Genomic DNA, 15,892 nt, shown 5'->3' with positions numbered 1-15,892 from the left:
CGCGGCACTCCGGCCCTCAGGCCGGGCGGGACGGGCCGGTCCCGGGGACGAGGGACCGGCCCGCCGTGAACGAGGAACGGATCGGAACGCGAGACGTGTCAGAACACGGAACGTGTCAGAAGGTCACGCCCCCGCCGAGGTCGATCCCGACCGCGGCGGCCTCGGCGGCGAACGCCCCGAGCAACACGGCCGTGGAGGTCAGTACGGCGGCGACACGACGAACGGCACGCATGGGACTTCCTTTCTGTTGCGTGCGAACGGACCGGGTGGCTTCCGGGCCCGTTCAGGACACCCGGTGGCTGCCCAACGGCCGGCCGCCCGATGCGGGACAGCCCGCAAGCTCGCTCATCGGAGCGAAATCCCCGGCGTGGCGTGCATGAAGTCCGTCGTACACCCGGACGAGTCAGCCCTCGTCGTCCGCGAGCTCCGCGACCCCCGTGATCCTGTGCAGCGGATACGTACGCACCTCGTCCGCTGTGTGGTCGTACGCCGTGACGAAGCCGCCCTCGACCCGGACCGGGGCGATGACGCGCCGGCTGGCGCCGCCCTCGGCGTTGACGTAGCCGATCCACAGCGCCTCACCGGTGAGGACGGCGGCCTGCACGGTGGCGAGGGTCTCGGCGGCGGTCGTACGGGGCAGTTCCCCGGGGCCGGGGTCGCCCCCGGCGGCCGGTTCGCGCGGGGTGGTGGAGGCGAGGTCACCGGCGCGGACGGCGCGGAGCGCCGCCGTGAGCAGGGTGTCGTCGGGGACCGGCGGCCCGTCCGGGACCGGCGCGGGAGGGGTGCGCGGCGGGGTGCGGTGGGCGTCGGCCCGGGCGATCACCACATCGCCCTCCGCCGACTCGGCGGCCGGTGCGAACCCCATCGCCCGCAGCCCTTCCAGCAGTCCGGCCGGGCCGGCCTGCGCGGCCAGCACGGTCGGGGCCAGCCGGCGCAGGCCCAGCCCCGCGGCCCGCTTGTCGGCGAGGATCTCGCCGAGCACGGCGTCGTCGTCGCAGCGGACGTACGCCGAGGCGGCGCCCACCCGGAGGTGCCCGTGTCTGCGGGCGACGTCGTCGATGAGGTACGCCAACGGCTGAGGCACCGGCGTACGGGAGTGCGCGGCGAGGAAGGCGTGCAGGTCGGAGGCGGTCTGCCCGGCGTCGAGGGCGCGCCGCACCGAGCCGGGCGTGAACCGGTAGACGGTCGCGCCACCCTTCGACTCCACGTCCGCGAGGACCCCCAGCACGTCGGCGAGCGGCCGTTCCAGCGGGCCCGGCGCCACCGCCGTCAGATCGGCCTGGAGGAGCACGTGGTCCAGCGGTTCGGGCAGCAGCGGCGCGAGCAGGCGGGCGGCGGCAGCGGCGGCCGTGGCCCGCTCGGCGGGGGAGGACGGCACCGGCACCGGAGCGGGCCGGTGGTGCACGGGCAGCTTGTCGCCCGGCCCCTCGGGCTCCGCCTCCGCCCGCCTGGCCGCGGGCGCGCCGATCAGCGCCCGCCCGTGCGCGGACAGGGCGCCGCGCCCGGTGATCCCGAGCATCTCCGCCTCGGAGAGCGTCCACCGCGCGATCCGCGCCCGCAGATCCTCGCCACCCTCCGCCCCCGGGAAGCCCTCCGCCCCCGGGAAGCCCTCCGCCCCCGAGAAGTCCTCCGCCCCGCGAGCGCCTGCCACGACCGGGCCGTGCCCGCCACGAGCGCCCCCCGCTCCCGCGCCGCCGGCACCCCGAGCGCCCTCCGCCGGTGACACACCCGCCCCGCGCGTGCCCGCCGCGCCGGGTGGGCTCCCCGCCGGTGAACCGCCCGCCCCACGAGCCCCCTCCGCCGTCCAAGGGGCCGTGCCGGCGGAACCCCGCCCGCCCCCGCGCGGCGGGCGCTCCCAGCGCAGCCGCGCCAGTACCGACTCCGGCGCCGGTGCCGCCCCCTCCGGGAGCCCGGCCAGCAGGGTCAGGACCCGGTGCCGTACCTCCGGAGCCGCCGAGCGGTCCAGGCCCGGGCCCAGGGCCGACAGCGTGCGGTCCTTCGCGTCCCGCCCGCCGACCAGCCCCGGCGTCCGCGTCGCCGCCAGCCACGCCGTGACCAGGTGCGCCCACCGCTCCGCGGCGGGCCGCTCGCGCCACTCGTCGTACGCCGGGGTCGCCGCGTACCGCTCGTCGGCCTCACCGTCGGCGGCCAGCAGCCCGGCCGCGTAGGCGAGTTCCACCCAGAACGCGGCCACCGGCTCGGTCACGTCCAGCGCGACGGCGGTCCGCTTCAGGTCCCGCACGCTCAGCCCGCCGGCCCGCAGCACCGCCGGGCCGCCCTCGTGCCAGTCCTTCAGCAGCTCCTCGACGGTCGACAGCGCCGTGTACGCCTGCCCGGCCGCCGTCGCGTCCACCACCTGCGGACGGTGCGTGGCGGCGGCCTCGACGGGCGGCGGCAGCGGCTCCGGTGTCCGGTGCGCCCGCCCGGCCCGCAGCCGCAGCGCCACCTCGCGCGGCAGGACGACCGTCCCGGGCGCCGTCGGCAGCAGCAGCCCCCGGTCCAGGAGCCACCGCAGCCGGGGCGCGGGATCGGCGGTGACCTGCCCGTACGGCGGACCCCATACCAGCCGTTCCAGCACCTCCACCGACTGGGCCGGCGCCTCGTCGAGCAGCGCGGACATCCGCGCCGGATCGTTGAACAGCGAGGTCAGAGCGGCCACGGCGGACACCGAGTCGTGCGTCGACGGCAGCCCCGCCGTCGCCACGATCTCCTGGACCCGCCCCGGCGACATCCCGGCGGTGATCTCCCGCACCGTCGGCCCCAGCCCGGTCGGCGACGGGTGCTGCGGCGACGGCGCCAGCAGCTCACGGGCGGTGCGCACCAGCCGCAGCCGGTCGTCACCGCCCCACACCAGCGCCTGCTCGCGCAAGCCGCCGAGCGCGTGCGGCAGCGCGGCGGAGACCACCGGGTCGCCGTCGTCACCGGCCAGCAGCCCGAGCAGCTCCTCGTACGACGCCGGGTCCGCCGCCACGGCCAGCGCCTGCGCCGTCTGCAGCGTGAACCGGTCCAGCCGCTCCAGCGCCCGTACGACCGAGGCGCGGGTGCCGGCGCGGGTGGCGAGCTGGGTGAGGTCGGTGGGCACGGGCGTGATGAGATCCGGCCGGCCGCGCAGCAGCGCGGCCAGGGAGACGTCGTCCCGCCCCCGAAGGGCCTCGGCGAGGGATCGGGGGGCCGCCGCGGGGTTCTCCTCGGTGCTCATCCGTCTCACGTTAGCGGGTGGGTACGTCCGTGGAGTGCCGGGAGTTGGGTCGGCCGGCCCCACTCGCGGTACCGTCGGGCGACGGTGTCCCGACGCATCCGTCCCGGAGGGGACTTCGTGGGTATCGAGAGCGACCAGGTCGTCTACGAGTTTCTGAGCCGCGTCGGCGACGTGGCGCAGCAGCGGCAGTTGCCGTCGGCGGCCCGCATGCGGCTGGTCGCCGAGCTGCGCGACGAGATCGACCGGCGCCGGGCGAAGGCCGTGGTCGATTCCCCCGCCGCGGTCCGCCGCATCATCTCCCGCATCGGCACGCCGACCGAGGTCGTCACGGCGGCCGAGGACGCCTCCGGCACCGCCCCCGCGCCGCCCGCCGCCGTCCCGGTGCAGCGCGACCCGGAGCGCGGCGCCGAGCCCCGCGGCGACGCCCGCCACGTCGCGCGCGGTGACGCCCGCGACGGTGCCCACGCCGACCGCCCCAAGGGTGTCCTGCGCCGGATCGTCCCCCGCCCCCGCCCCGCCGGGACACCGGACAGCCCCGCCCCCGCCGACGTACCGTCCCCGCCGCACCGGGCCGGCACGGACGAACTCGGTGACAGCGCCACCCAGCCCGACTGGTGGCGGGTGGACAACAGCGCGTTCGGCATCGGCGACGAGGTGCCGGGCTTCGTCGGCGGTGTCGAGGTCCCCGAACTCCTCAAGCCGCCCCCGGTGAAGGAGAAGGAGAAAACGCCGCCCGGGCCGGCCGCGGTCCCCGCCGCTCCCGAGGCGGAGCCCGCCGCTTCCCGCCGCCGCCTCCTCCCGCGCCTCCCCTCCGGCCGCTGGAGCAACCCCCTGCTCCTGCTCGCCGCCGGCCTGCTGGTCACGGGAACCGTGATCGGCGACTGGCGCGCCCTGATCCTGGGCTGGCTCATCGCCTACGCCTCCCGCCGCCTGACCCAGGCGGAGATCAAATGGGCGGTGGTCGTGCTCCCCGGCCTCGCGCTCGCGGGCGGCGTCGTCTGGCTCTGGGGCAGAACGGAGGGCCGCTGGGGCACCCCCGTCCCCGAGGGCCGGATGAACGACGCGATCTCCGAGACGTGGCCGTGGGTCATCCGGGCCGCGGCCCTCGGCACGGCCCTGTTCCTGGTCTGGCGCTCACAGCGCCGACGCTGACCCGGCCCTCCGGCTCGACCCGGCCCCTTTGGCGTTCGAGGGAGGAGCGGGGTCCGGGGGCAGCGCCTCCGGGGACGGGACAGGACGGGAAGGGAAGGGGGCGGCGGGGGCGATCCGCCCCGGGCGTCCGGCTGCGCCCACGGCGCTTGCCGGGTGCCGCCCCGGGGCGCCTCCCAGGCCATCGAGGCACCGGGGGAGGCACGATCGTCCGCAGCCGCGGGGTGGGGACAATGGCGCACATGACCATCACGACCCCCCTCCCGCCCACCGTCGGCTTCGACCTCGACATGACGCTCATCGACTCCCGCCCCGGCATCCGCGCCTGCTACCTCGCACTGGCCGAGCGGACCGGGACGTACATCGACGCCGATCTCGCGGTCAGCCGGCTCGGGCCGCCGCTGGTGGACGAGCTGGTCAACTGGTTCCCGGCCGGGCGGGTCGACGAGATGGCGGACCTGTACCGGGCGATGTACCCGACGTACGCCATCACCGCCACGCCCGCCCTGCCCGGCGCCCGGGAGGCGATAGCGGCCGTACGGGAGGCGGGCGGGCGCGCGATCGTCGTCACCGCCAAGTACGAGCCCAACGCCAAGCTGCACCTGGCCCACCTCGGGATCGAGCCGGACGCCGTGATCGGCGACCTGTGGGCCGAGCGGAAGGCGTCGGCGCTGCGCGAGCACGAGGCCGGCGTCTACGTCGGCGACCACCTCGGCGACGTGCGCGGCGCGCGCGCCGCCGGCGCGCTGTCCGTCGCGGTCGCCACCGGCCCCTGCGGCCCCGACGAACTGCGCGAGGCCGGCGCGGACGTCGTCCTCACCGCTCTGACGGAATTCCCGCGGTGGTTTTCGGACTACTGCTCGGACAACTGACCGGAAACCGGCCCGGAGACCTGCCCCGCCCGCGCCTGACGGCGTCCGGCCGCGACCGAACGCAGTACACCCGCGCCCGCCGTCAGGAATCCGACGGCCATGAACATGCTCAGCCCGAACATGTACGTCGGAAAGGGTGTCGTCCCGAGGAACAACGGGGCCACCGTGACCAGAGTGGCCACGGCGCCGACGAAGAAGACGATGGCACCGGCACGGACCAGACCGTCACCGGGCGCGGGGGAATTCGCTTGGGTTTTGTCACGCACCGGACCAGGGTAGTTCCCAGCGCGAAGGAACAGCCGAGTGACGTCTTGTCAGCGGCCTGAAGACCATTAGCCTTGGTAGCGGCGGGTCATCGGGCCCGCCCGAGTGCTATCAAGAGCCGATTTCCGAAGCAGTTTTCCCGACGAGTACGAGGACGAGGACAGACGTGCCCACCGGCAAGGTCAAGTGGTTCAACAGTGAGAAGGGCTTCGGCTTTCTCTCCCGTGACGACGGCGGCGACGTCTTCGTGCATTCCTCGGTCCTCCCCGCCGGAGTCGAGGCCCTCAAGCCGGGCCAGCGCGTGGAGTTCGGCGTGGTCGCCGGACAGCGCGGCGACCAGGCCCTCTCCCTGACGGTCCTGGACCCGACCCCGTCGGTCGCGGCGGCCCAGCGCAAGAAGCCGGACGAGCTGGCCTCCATCGTCCAGGACCTGACGACCCTGCTGGAGAACATCACGCCCCAGCTGGAGCGGGGCCGCTACCCCGAGCGTGCCTCCGGCAAGAAGATCGCCGGCCTGCTCCGCGCGGTCGCCGACCAGCTGGACGTCTGACCCCGTCGTCACCTGTCGTCAGGGGAACCGCAGCGCGTCCGGGCCGAGGGGCGGCACCAGCCCCTCGGCCGCCGCACGCGTGAGCAGGCCCCGTACGGCCTCGTACCCGTTCTCGCCGAGACCGGCCGTGAACTCGTTGACGTACAGCCCGATGTGCTGGTCGGCGACGGCCGGGTCCATCTCCTGGGCGTGCTCCATGACGTACGGACGCGACACCTCGGGCTTGTCCCAGGCCATCCGCACCGACGTGCGGACGGAGTCGGCGAGCCGCGTCAGCGTCTCCTCGCCCAGTGACCGCTTCGCGATGATCGCGCCCAGCGGGATCGGCAGCCCGGTGGTCCGCTCCCAGTGCTCACCCATGTCGGCCAGCTGATGGAGCCCGTAGTTCCGGTACGTGAAGCGGGCCTCGTGGATGACGAGTCCCGCGTCGACCTTCCCGTCCCGTACGGCGGGCATGATCTCGTGGAACGGCATCACCACGATCCGACCGACGCCCTCCGGCACGACCTCCGCCGCCCACAGCCGGAACAGCAGGTACGCCGTCGACCGCTCGCTCGGCACGGCGACCGTACGCCCGGTGAGGTCGACCCCCTCCTCCCGCGTCAGCACCAGCGGCCCGCAGCCCCGCCCCAGCGCGCCCCCGCAGGGCAGCAGGGCGTAGTCGTCGAGGACGTACGGCAGCACCGCGTACGACACCTTCAGGACATCCAGCTCACCGCGTTCGGCCATGCCGTTGGTGAGGTCGATGTCGGCGAACGTCACGTCGACGGCGTCCGCGCCGGGGACGCGGCCGTGGGCGAGGGCGTCGAAGACGAAGGTGTCGTTCGGGCAGGGGGAGTAGGCGATCCGCAGCCGCTGCTGCTCACTGGTGGTCATGCTGAATCCAACTCTCCAGGACGGGCGCGAGCTTCCCGAAGCCCTCGGTGAGGGCCGTCAGGGCGTCGCCGATGCGCCAGGCGGCGCGGTCGCGCGGGCCGACGGGGTTCGAGACCGCCCGCACCTCCAGCACGGGCACGCCGTGCGCGGCGGCGGCCTCGGCGACCCCGAAGCCTTCCATGGCCTCGGCGAGGGCACGGGGATGACGGGCGCGGAGCGCGGCGGCGCGGTCGGCGGTCCCGGTCACCGTCGACACGGTGAGCACGGTTCCGGTGAGCGCGCCGGCCGCGGCGGCGGCCCGGCGGACCAGGGCGGCGGGCGGACGGTGGGTGACGGTGCCGAAGCCGAGGTCGGTGACCGGCAGGAAACCGTCGGCCGTCTCGGCGCCCAGGTCGGCCGCGGTGATCTCGTCGGCGACGACGAGACGGCCGAGGGGCGCGTGCGGCGGGAAACCGCCGGCGATCCCGGCGGAGACGACCAGGCCGTAGGGCCGGCCGTCGAGGGCGGCCGCGGTGAGCGCGGCGGCCGTGGACGCGGCGGCGAGCGCCGGGCCGACCCCGGCGGCGAGCAGACCGGGCCCGCCGGGGACCCGGAGCACGGTCGCCCCGGGGAGTGACAGTTCCCGCGCGGGTCCCGGGAACGCCCCGGCCACCGCGTCCCGTTCGACGGGGACCGCGGTGACCACGAGAACGCGTGACGACGACGTGATCAGTCGTCCTGCTTCTTCAGCCGGAAGGACCACAGACCCGTGGTCGACTTCTCGCCCTCCTTGATCGACACCAGGGTCGAGTCGCCCTGCGCGCCGTACTGGGCGTTGAAGAACACGCTGCCCGGGATGACCTGGTAGGTCTTCTTGCTGGAGTCGACCAGCGGCTGGCCGTTCATCAGGATGGTCCAGCCGTTGTCGGCGATCTCCGGGTCGACGCCGAAGCGCACTTCCTTGGCGGGGTCGACGGTGATCTCGTCGATGCCCTTGTCCTGCAGGCACTTGTTGAGCGCCTCGGTGTTCAGGGCCTCGCCCTCGCCGCCGCAGGTGGCCTCCGAGCTCACCGAATCGCTGCCCACCGTGATGGTGGCCATCGACGTCGGCTTGTCACAGGCGGCCAGGACGAGCAGTCCGGCGGATACGGCGCCGACGGCGGCGACGGCACGGCGGCGTCGCACAGCGCGGTGACTCAGAGCGGCTGCGCCGCGGGGCAACGTGGTCATGGGGCGAAGGCTATCTGGCGCGCCCGCCCCGCCCCCCAAGCGGGGTACGGCGTGGCCGCACCGTTACGCCACTCGCGCCCGCCCCGCGTTCCCCTGCCGGGCCGAACGGATCAGCCCGCGGACCGTGGTCAGCCAGCCCGCGGCCACGATCGCCGCGCCCACCGCCAGCCCCAGCGCGCCGATCAGCGGCATCACGATGCCGACCGCGCCGCCCAGCACCCACGCCATCTGCAGCAGCGTCTCCGAGCGCGCGAACGCCGACGTCCGCACCGGCTCGGGCACGTCCCGCTGGATCAGCGCGTCCAGCGACAGCTTGGCCAGTGCCTGCGCGAACCCGGCGATCGCGGCGAGACACGCCACCAGGACCGCGCTGAAGAACGCGGCGGCCAGGATCGCCGCGCTCACGACACACGCCACCACCGTCACGATGATGACCTCCGGGGCGCGCGACCGCAGCCACGCCCCGACCGCCGTACCGAGCGCGTTGCCCGCGCCCGCCGCCACGCCCACGATGCCGAGTGACACCGCGGCGCTCTGGCCCGTCATCGGGTGCTCGCGCAGGAGGAAGGCGAGGAAGAAGATCAGGAAGCCGGTGAGGCAGCGGACGGAGGCGTTGGCGCCGAGCGCGTGGGTGACGGCCGGGCCGACCGTGCGCAGCCCGGGGCGCTTCTCCGTCTTGCGGTGCGGGCCGTGCAGGTGCCGCTCGTCGGCGGCGAGCAGCGCCACGTCCTCACCCTTCGCGGAGTCCACCTTCGGCGGCAGCCGGAAGGACAGGAACATCCCGGCCACGAAGATCGCGAACGCCCCGTACAGCGGCCAGCGCGGCCCGATCTGCTGGAGGCCCGCGCCGATCGGCGCGGCGATCCCGGTCGCCAGCAGCCCGCCGAGCGTCACCCGCGAGTTCGCCTTCACCAGGGAGAAGGCGGGCGGCAGCAGCCGCGGCACGACCGCGCTCCGGACCACTCCGTACGCCTTCGACGAGACCAGCACGCCCAGCGCCGCCGGATACAGCTCCAGCCCGCCGGTGACGACCGCGCCGGACAGCACCAGTGCGAGCAGCGCCCGGGCGAGCATCGCGCCGGCCATGGCGGCGCGGCGGCCGTGCGGGAGACGGTCGAGGAGCGGGCCGACCACCGGGGCGAGCAGGGTGAACGGTGCCATGGTGATGGCGAGGTAGAGGGCGACCCGCCCGCGCGCCTCGTCGGTCGGCACCGAGAAGAACACCGTGGACGCCAGCGCGACCGTGATCATGACATCGCCGGCGCCGTTCACGCCGTGCAGCTCGATCAGTTTGCCGAGCCCGGACTCCCCGGCGCCGTGCGCGTGGGTCGCCCGGCGGATCCCCCGCGCGGTTCCGGTCACCGGCAGGCGCAGGGCACGCCCGAACGCGCCAAGACGGCCGCCCGCCCGGTTCGTCCCGGAGCGTCGGCCGCTGCCCCTGACCTCTTTCGGCCCACCGGTCCCGGTGGCGCCCTGGGGTGTCCTCGCGGTAGCCACGACGCCATAGTGCCCCGGGAAGGCGGTGTGTAATGCCGTATCGCCGTGGACGCCGCCCGGGTGCGGCTGTACGGCGGAACGCCGGGAGCCGACGGGAACACGTCACCGGAGGCGGCCGGACGTCCCCGGAAACCGGCGCGCGGGACTCCGTAACAACCGTCGGTGTAGGCCCAGCGCACGCGAGAAGGTAGCGTGCGTATCTCAGCCATCCCGCAGAATGGATGGAGGCGCGCCCGAGCACGTTGCGGCGCGGACGTCGACGCGGTCCCGCTGTCCGCTCCGTCCGCCCCCCGCGCTGGGAGTGGCGCACTCGTGAGACGGCGTAGGAGAGAAGCGATACCTGTGAGCGCAGCGACAACGCGAAGCCGCACCCCCGACCGTCTGTGCGCCGAGGCCGTCGACCTCGCCCGCGCCGCAGCCGAGGAGGCCGCCGCCCCCGGGGTCGTGGGCGAGCACGAAGGCCTGGTCTCCGAGGGCGACCGCGTCGTCACCCACTTCTTCGGCTGCCACGAGCCCGGCTACCGCGGCTGGCGCTGGGCCGTCACCGTCGCCCGCGCCTCCCGCGCCAAGATCGTCACGATCGACGAGGCGGTGCTGCTGCCCGGCCCCGACGCGGTCCTCGCACCGGAGTGGGTGCCGTGGAGCGAGCGGCTGCGCCCCGGTGACATGGGACCCGGCGACCTCCTCCCCACCGAGGCCGAGGACCTGCGCCTGGAGCCCGGTTACTCCGGTGAGGAGGAGCCGCCGCCGGGCTCCGTGGTGTCCGGCGAGATGGCCGAGCTGGTGGAGGCGGAGGACGCCGAGGTCACGGAGGGCACCCCGGCCCACCTGGTGGTGGCTCCGTCCCGTGGCACGATCGCGGCGGTCGCCGAGGAACTCGGCATGCGCCGCGCCCGGGTCCTGTCCCGCTACGGCCTGCACGTCGCCGCCGACCGCTGGGAGGAGTCGTTCGGCGCGAAGACCCCGATGGCGCAGGCGGCGCCCGCGTCGTGCGTCTCGTGCGGCTTCCTCGCCCCGATCGGCGGCTCGCTGGGCCAGGCGTTCGGGGTGTGCGCCAACGAGTTCTCCCCGGCCGACGGCCATGTCGTCTCCCTGGCCTACGGCTGCGGCGGCCACTCCGAGGCCGCGGTCATGCCGAAGCCCCCGCAGCCGGCCCCGCCGGTCATCGACGAGACCCGCGTCGACCCGTTCCCCCTGCGCCCGTCCCCCGACTCCGGCTCGGTCCCGGCGACGGAGGACACGTCGGCGGCGGAGCTGGGGCACTCGTAGGGCGTCAGCCCAGGTTGTCCCCCCAGCCGCTCTGGATCATGGTCTGGAACGCCCACTTCCCGTCCCGCCTGAGCAGGATGTCGGCGTACCGGAGCTGCTGGGACCCGCCGTCGGCGGTCATGGTCGAGTCCGTGAAGACCACGGCCATCGAGGGGGACAGGAACACCGGGGTCCGGGTGGACTCGAAGGTGATGTCCTGACTCCCCTCGCCCATCACCTGGGTCATGACCGCGACGAACCGCTCCCGGTCCCACTGCGCCGACCGCCCGTCGCCCGCGGAGTCGTCACTCACGAGGTTGAGCGGGAACACGGCCAGGTCCGCCATGCGCTCGATGTCGCGCTTCCCGCTCGCCGCGTCGTACTCGGCGAACCAGGCGTCGAGGCTCGCGCGGTCCTCGGCGGTCGGGGTGTATCCGGTGTCGGGGAGGTGGGTCATACGGGCTCCTTCGGTGAGTGCTGGTCAAGTTTGACTAGTGGGTGACGAGGGAGTGTGTACCTCTCGTCGGCACTAGTCAAACTTTAATGGTGACTCGATTGATGTGACGTGAATCACATTTGATTGCCGACTGGTCGCCCTCAAAGATCTTTTCGGCCTTCGGGGCGGTTGCGGCGCGGCCGTACCGGGCTGAGGGGCTGCCACTTCGTGACGTGCCTTCTCCGTGGGATTGTTGAACGATCCTCCCGGGGCGGCAACCCGTTGCGCGACCTTTTTCCCGTCAAGTCCGCGTCACAGGGCGGGAGATGTCAGTCGGCCCCGGCCCGAGTCCGGCAGTCGCGGCAGTGGGTTTCGGTTTCGGGGGCGCGGAAGGCGTGGTCGCAGCCGTCGCAGTTGCGCAGCGGGTGGTGGGTCGGTGGTGGTCCGGCCGGTGCGCGGTACGGGGGTGGGGCCGGGAGTTGTGCGGTGAGGCGGTGGGCGAGGAGGGCGGCGGGGCGGTGCAGGGGTTCGTCGGGGAGGTCGGTGGTGAGGGCGTGGCGTACGGCGGTGGGGGTGACCTCGCGTTCGAGCCAGGCGATGACTCCGGGGGCCAGGTGGGCGGTGTCCGTGGCGGAGAGCAGGAGGCGGGGGTCGTGACGGCGGAGGGTGGTGAGGAGGTCGGTGGCCTGCTGGCGGAGCGCGGTGGCTGCGGCGCGGGTGGGCCGGGGGACGGCGGGGAGGGCCTTGCGGGGGCGAGGGCCGCGCGGGTGGGGCTGGGGCGTTGCCTCCGCCGGGGGTTGGGGGTGTGGGGCAGTACGGGGAGGCTTGGCAGGCCGGGCGGGGCGGGCGGTGTCCGCCGTCGCGCGTCGGAGGCCGGGCTGGTTGCAGGAGATGGTGCGGGTGATGATGCGGCCGGTGGAGGTGCGGACGCGTTCGCGGCGGAGGTAGCCGTGGGCTTCCAGTTCGCGCAGTGCGGCGGCGATGCGGGTGGGGCCCTCGGGGAAGCGTGCGGTGAGCGACTTGATGTCGGCGCCGGCGCCGGTGGGCAGCGACTGGATGTGGCAGCCGAGGCCGATCGCCAGGAGCGACAGTTCCTTGTGCTGGGTGAGGTGGTTGCCGATCACCACGAAGCGGGTGGTGTGGCGGGTGTTCTCGTGGATGACGCCGCCGGTGCGGTGACGCGATCGGGTCGGATTGCCGGCGGGGGCTGACTGGGCGCGCGGGGGCGCGCTAGGGTTTTGGGTATCCATCGGGAAGGTCGGCTTCCTTGGTGGTCAGGCCCTCGCACTGGGATTGCCGTCCCGGCGGGGGCCGAAGTCTTTTTCGGCTGTGTGCGCTGAGCGTAGGGGTGCCGGGGGCTCGAAAATCCAGCTGAGCCGGTGATGTTCACCCGCCCGAGTGACGGGACGCCCCGGGCGGGAAAGGGTGGGGCTTGGTGGGGTTTTTTCTCCCCGAGTTCTTGCTTGGTAAGGCGCCGACGGCACCGGAGCTTCAGAACGTGGGTTCCGGTGACGTAAGCGATGATCCGGGCCCGCGCGGTCCTGGACACGCACGATCGGCGACGGGCACTGGAAGAAAGGCGCCGGCTCCACGGGCCGGTGCCCGGTACGCGGACCCGGCACGGTGGCCGACAGGCGGATGCCTTTCTGAAAACCGTGAGCAGATGGCGACGAAATGTCACGTGATCGCTCGAATGAGTGGCATGTGGACAGTGGTGGCCAAAGTGTGCACGTGTCAGAGAATGGGTCGTGTCCAGGCGCGGGCCGACATCACCTTCCCGTCTCCCGCACCGGGACGCGGGAAGTCGACGGTTCCGGTGGAGCGAGGCGCAGTTCGGCCCAGACGGTCTTGCGCGGGAAACGGCCCCCGGTCACACCCCAGCGGTCGGCGAGCGCTTCGACCGGCAGCAGGCCGCGGCCGGACTCGGCGTCGGACGAGGCCGGTTGCGGCTGGGGGAGCCGTTCGCCCTGTGTATCGGTGACCTCGATGCGGAGGGTGTCGGCGACGACGTAGAGCGTGAGCCGGAAGTCCCGTCCCGGTACGCGGCCGTGGGTCACCGCGTTGACGGCGAGCTCCGCGATGATCTGGCGGGCCGGGTCCACGGGCAGCCCCCAGGAGCGCAGTCGGTCTGCTCCCAGCTGCCGGGCTCGATGGGCGCCGCGTGGCGTGGGGGAGAGCTGCACGCTGAAGTTGCGGACGGGTACGGCGGGTTCGGCGGTTTGCTGATTCACATCACTCAACATGACCGGATCTGCGTACCGTGGTTGGTGACTCAGCGCATGCGTACGGTCACTGTCCGGTGGTTGTCCGGTGCTGTCGGGGCTGTTCCGACGGTTGGTACGGGCAGGGCGCCGGGTGCGTCACGGACGATGTCGAGGGAGAGGTGCGGGATGACGGCGGTCGAGGCGGAGGCGGGTCGGCTCAAGGAAGAGGCGGACGAACCCGGTTGGGAGGTGGACCCGGACGACGAGTGGGGCGTCGCGGTCATCACGACCGTCGGACGGCAGCTGAAGCTGCGCCGCGAGGCGGCGGGGATGCGGGCCGCCGAGTTCGGCCGGATCGTCGGGTACGGCGAGGACATGGTGTACAAGATCGAGGGCGGCAAGCGGATCCCTCGGCAGGAGTTCCTGGACAAGGCGGACGAGGTCCTGGGCGCGGGTGGGCTGATCGCGGCGGCCTGGGAGGACGTGAAGAAGGTCCGGTACCCGAAGACCGTTCGGGACATCGCCAAGCTGGAAGGGCGGGCAGTCGAGATCGGGGTGGTACGTGTGCAACAGCATCAGCGGGTTGTTGCAGACACCCGAGCACGCACGGGCGCTGTTCCAAGCGGCGCAGCCGCCGTATGCCCCGGACGACGTGGACAGGATGGTGGCCGCTCGCATGGAACGGCGGTCGGTGTTCGAGCGTGACCCGGCCCCTTCCGTCAGCTTCGTCCTGGAAGAGGCCACGTTGCAGAGGGAAGTCGGAGGCACAATGGTGTGGCGACAGCAGCTCGAACGTCTGCTTGAGGTGGGGCGGCTGCACAACGTCACGCTTCAGGTGATGCCGACGAAGACCGAAGCCCACCCCGGAGTGGACGGCAGGATCGAGGTGCTGAAGTTCGCGGACGGCACGGCAGTGGGGCGCTCCGACGGCGCGTTCAACGGTCGGCCGACCTCCGAACCGAAGCAACTGCGCATCCTCGAGCTGCGGTACGGCACCATCCGGGCGCAGGCACTCTCTCCCCGGGAGTCGCTGGCCTTCATCGAGGAACTACTGCTGGGAGAAAAATGATCCCCAAGGTCTCCACCGGTGACGCCCGCGAGCCGGCGTGGTTCAAGAGCAGCTACAGCGACGGCACCGACGGCAACTCCTGCGTAGAACTCGCCCTCACCCCCGGCACGGTTCACGTCCGCGACTCCAAGGACACCGCAGGCCCCCGCCTCGCCTTCACCCCCGACGCGTGGGCGCGTTTCGCCCCGTACGCCTCCGAAGGCTGAACGCCGAAAGCGACCCCGAAGAGCGGCGCGGGGCCGTCCTCGGGGTCGCTCGGGTGCTGTCAGGTGACCGGGGTCAGAGCCGCACGCCGTTGGCGCGCAGGAACTGCGCCGGGTCCACGGCGGAGCCGTAGTTCGGGGTGGTGCGGATCTCGAAGTGCAGGTGCGGGCCGCTGGAGTTGCCGGTGTTGCCGGACAGGGCGATCTTCTGGCCGGTCTTGACGATCTGGCCGATCTTCACGTCGACCTGCGAAAGGTGGGCGTACTGGGAGTACGTCTTGTTGCCGTGCTTGATGACGACGGCGTTGCCGTACGCGGGACCGTCGCCGGCGCCGTTGGGGCCGGCCTTGACGACGGTGCCGCCGTGCGTGGCGACGACCGGGGTGCCGGTCGGGACGGCGTAGTCCTGGCCGCTGTGCTTGGACGCCCACATGCCGCCGTTCTGGGCGAAGCTCGCGGACAGCTTGTAGCTCTTCACCGGGGAGACCCAGGAAGCCGTCGTCTTCTTGGCGGCGGCCTGCGCCTGGGCGGCGGTGGCGGCGCCGGGCGCGGCCGTGTTCTCGGCGGCGACCGCGGCCCCGACTCCCAGGACGACCGTGGCGCCCATACCGGCGGCCAGGACGGCCGCGCGGGTCTGGGTCAGGGACGTACGGGGGAGGCGGGACGTGACGCGCTGGAGCATGGAAACCTCGTGGGTGAGGGGGCGGGGGATGCCATCGGCGGAACGGGTCCGTGCCGTGCTGGCTGTTCCTTGGTAACCGGACCCGGCCAAAAGCCGCAAAGGTGTGACCTACGACGAAAGGTCGTACCTCGGGCATGAGATGCGCGTCTCTTGACGGGTGGTCCCGGACGGGATGAAACCCCCCATTTCAAGCTGATCGATCAGCTCTGCGCACTAAATGTCCTTTTTGCGGTCAACCACTTTTCCACTATTCCGGGTAGTACCGGATGTTTTCCCTGTGCCGCTTGTCACCGGGAGCCCGGTCCGGGCGCTCCGCGGATGTGGCGTGCGTCTCCGGACCCGCTCCCCGACTCCGCCGGGGAGCGGCGTCCGCGTCGGGCACGAGCCGGCGCACGGCGGCCGCCACGCGGGGCGTGCCGTGCGCGGGGGGCGGC

Annotated in this window: 15 protein-coding genes and 1 pseudogene; 6 read left to right on the top strand and 10 right to left on the bottom strand. The window is 73.3% G+C overall.

The window, feature by feature from the left end:
* Positions 1–403: 403 nt before the first annotated feature.
* Positions 404–3,199 carry a helicase C-terminal domain-containing protein gene (locus ACFXAE_RS16635; protein WP_384714515.1) on the bottom strand — a complete coding sequence of 932 codons (2,796 nt, stop codon included), beginning with the start codon at positions 3,197–3,199 and terminating at the stop codon, positions 404–406.
* A 117-nt stretch (positions 3,200–3,316) separates the two neighbouring features.
* Here ACFXAE_RS16635 and ACFXAE_RS16630 point away from each other — a divergent pair, with 117 nt between their 5' ends.
* Positions 3,317–4,351, top strand: a complete 1,035-nt coding sequence (locus ACFXAE_RS16630) for a hypothetical protein (protein WP_384714512.1) — start codon at positions 3,317–3,319, stop codon at positions 4,349–4,351.
* A 239-nt stretch (positions 4,352–4,590) separates the two neighbouring features.
* Positions 4,591–5,220 (top strand): HAD family hydrolase, encoded by a 630-nt coding sequence (locus tag ACFXAE_RS16625; protein WP_384714509.1) that lies wholly within the window; start codon positions 4,591–4,593, stop codon positions 5,218–5,220.
* Here ACFXAE_RS16625 and ACFXAE_RS16620 read toward each other — a convergent pair.
* Complete coding sequence (locus tag ACFXAE_RS16620; protein ID WP_384714506.1) at positions 5,202–5,486, bottom strand: hypothetical protein; 285 nt, start codon at positions 5,484–5,486, stop codon at positions 5,202–5,204. The genes ACFXAE_RS16625 and ACFXAE_RS16620 overlap by 19 nt on opposite strands.
* 164 nt (positions 5,487–5,650) lie before the next feature.
* Between ACFXAE_RS16620 and ACFXAE_RS16615 the strand changes: the two genes are divergently transcribed.
* Entirely contained in the window at positions 5,651–6,034 is a 384-nt protein-coding gene (locus tag ACFXAE_RS16615; RefSeq protein ID WP_384714503.1) for a cold-shock protein, read from the top strand.
* Between the two features lie 18 nt (positions 6,035–6,052).
* Here ACFXAE_RS16615 and ACFXAE_RS16610 read toward each other — a convergent pair whose 3' ends face one another.
* The 4 genes from ACFXAE_RS16610 to ACFXAE_RS16595 form a co-directional block, all read right to left on the bottom strand.
* Complete coding sequence (locus tag ACFXAE_RS16610) at positions 6,053–6,910, bottom strand: 1,4-dihydroxy-6-naphthoate synthase (RefSeq protein ID WP_384714500.1); 858 nt, start codon at positions 6,908–6,910, stop codon at positions 6,053–6,055.
* On the bottom strand, positions 6,897–7,652 hold the full coding sequence (locus ACFXAE_RS16605; protein ID WP_384714497.1) for a futalosine hydrolase: 756 nt from the start codon (positions 7,650–7,652) through the stop codon (positions 6,897–6,899). Before ACFXAE_RS16605 ends, ACFXAE_RS16610 begins: the two co-directional genes overlap by 14 nt.
* On the bottom strand, positions 7,619–8,119 hold the full coding sequence (locus ACFXAE_RS16600) for a DUF2771 domain-containing protein (RefSeq protein WP_384714494.1): 501 nt from the start codon (positions 8,117–8,119) through the stop codon (positions 7,619–7,621). Before ACFXAE_RS16600 ends, ACFXAE_RS16605 begins: the two co-directional genes overlap by 34 nt.
* Before the next feature lie 63 nt (positions 8,120–8,182).
* On the bottom strand, positions 8,183–9,616 hold the full coding sequence (locus ACFXAE_RS16595; RefSeq protein WP_384714491.1) for an MFS transporter: 1,434 nt from the start codon (positions 9,614–9,616) through the stop codon (positions 8,183–8,185).
* Positions 9,617–9,958: 342 nt separating this feature from the next.
* Here ACFXAE_RS16595 and ACFXAE_RS16590 point away from each other — a divergent pair, with 342 nt between their 5' ends.
* Positions 9,959–10,885 carry a DUF3027 domain-containing protein gene (locus ACFXAE_RS16590; RefSeq protein WP_384714488.1) on the top strand — a complete coding sequence of 309 codons (927 nt, stop codon included), beginning with the start codon at positions 9,959–9,961 and terminating at the stop codon, positions 10,883–10,885.
* A 4-nt stretch (positions 10,886–10,889) separates the two neighbouring features.
* On the opposite strand, the gene ACFXAE_RS16585 is transcribed toward ACFXAE_RS16590, so the two are convergent.
* From ACFXAE_RS16585 to ACFXAE_RS16575, 3 genes are all read right to left on the bottom strand, one after another.
* A complete protein-coding gene (locus ACFXAE_RS16585; protein WP_384714485.1) occupies positions 10,890–11,321 on the bottom strand; it encodes a DUF4440 domain-containing protein in 432 nt (143 codons plus the stop codon).
* Between the two features lie 308 nt (positions 11,322–11,629).
* A complete protein-coding gene (locus ACFXAE_RS16580; protein ID WP_384714483.1) occupies positions 11,630–12,550 on the bottom strand; it encodes a helix-turn-helix domain-containing protein in 921 nt (306 codons plus the stop codon).
* 519 nt (positions 12,551–13,069) lie between these two features.
* Positions 13,070–13,531 carry an ATP-binding protein gene (locus ACFXAE_RS16575; protein WP_384714480.1) on the bottom strand — a complete coding sequence of 154 codons (462 nt, stop codon included), beginning with the start codon at positions 13,529–13,531 and terminating at the stop codon, positions 13,070–13,072.
* Positions 13,532–13,690: 159 nt separating this feature from the next.
* Here ACFXAE_RS16575 and ACFXAE_RS16570 point away from each other — a divergent pair.
* Together ACFXAE_RS16570 and ACFXAE_RS16565 are read left to right on the top strand one after the other, a co-directional pair.
* Positions 13,691–14,573: pseudogene (locus ACFXAE_RS16570) on the top strand (helix-turn-helix transcriptional regulator).
* Positions 14,570–14,779 (top strand): DUF397 domain-containing protein, encoded by a 210-nt coding sequence (locus tag ACFXAE_RS16565; RefSeq protein ID WP_384714477.1) that lies wholly within the window; start codon positions 14,570–14,572, stop codon positions 14,777–14,779. Before ACFXAE_RS16570 ends, ACFXAE_RS16565 begins: the two are co-directional and overlap by 4 nt.
* Positions 14,780–14,852: 73 nt before the next feature.
* On the opposite strand, the gene ACFXAE_RS16560 is transcribed toward ACFXAE_RS16565, so the two are convergent.
* Positions 14,853–15,458, bottom strand: a complete 606-nt coding sequence (locus ACFXAE_RS16560; protein ID WP_384714474.1) for a M23 family metallopeptidase — start codon at positions 15,456–15,458, stop codon at positions 14,853–14,855.
* Positions 15,459–15,892 lie beyond the last annotated feature (434 nt).

The sequence above is a fragment of the Streptomyces sp. NPDC059454 genome (genome assembly GCF_042749965.1).
GTDB lineage: Bacteria > Actinomycetota > Actinomycetes > Streptomycetales > Streptomycetaceae > Streptomyces.
This window is presented reverse-complemented; position numbering and strand designations above follow the sequence as displayed.

What these genes read in the sequence shown, in the direction of transcription:
- ACFXAE_RS16635 (WP_384714515.1), bottom strand. Translation starts at nt 3,199, where the DNA reads ATGAGCACCGAGGAGAACCCCGCGGCGGCCCCCCGATCCCTCGCCGAG.
- ACFXAE_RS16625 (WP_384714509.1), top strand. Translation starts at nt 4,591, where the DNA reads ATGACCATCACGACCCCCCTCCCGCCCACCGTCGGCTTCGACCTCGAC.
- ACFXAE_RS16610 (WP_384714500.1), bottom strand. Translation starts at nt 6,910, where the DNA reads ATGACCACCAGTGAGCAGCAGCGGCTGCGGATCGCCTACTCCCCCTGC.
- ACFXAE_RS16600 (WP_384714494.1), bottom strand. Translation starts at nt 8,119, where the DNA reads ATGACCACGTTGCCCCGCGGCGCAGCCGCTCTGAGTCACCGCGCTGTG.
- ACFXAE_RS16585 (WP_384714485.1), bottom strand. Translation starts at nt 11,321, where the DNA reads ATGACCCACCTCCCCGACACCGGATACACCCCGACCGCCGAGGACCGC.
- ACFXAE_RS16580 (WP_384714483.1), bottom strand. Translation starts at nt 12,550, where the DNA reads ATGGATACCCAAAACCCTAGCGCGCCCCCGCGCGCCCAGTCAGCCCCC.
- ACFXAE_RS16565 (WP_384714477.1), top strand. Translation starts at nt 14,570, where the DNA reads ATGATCCCCAAGGTCTCCACCGGTGACGCCCGCGAGCCGGCGTGGTTC.
- ACFXAE_RS16560 (WP_384714474.1), bottom strand. Translation starts at nt 15,458, where the DNA reads ATGCTCCAGCGCGTCACGTCCCGCCTCCCCCGTACGTCCCTGACCCAG.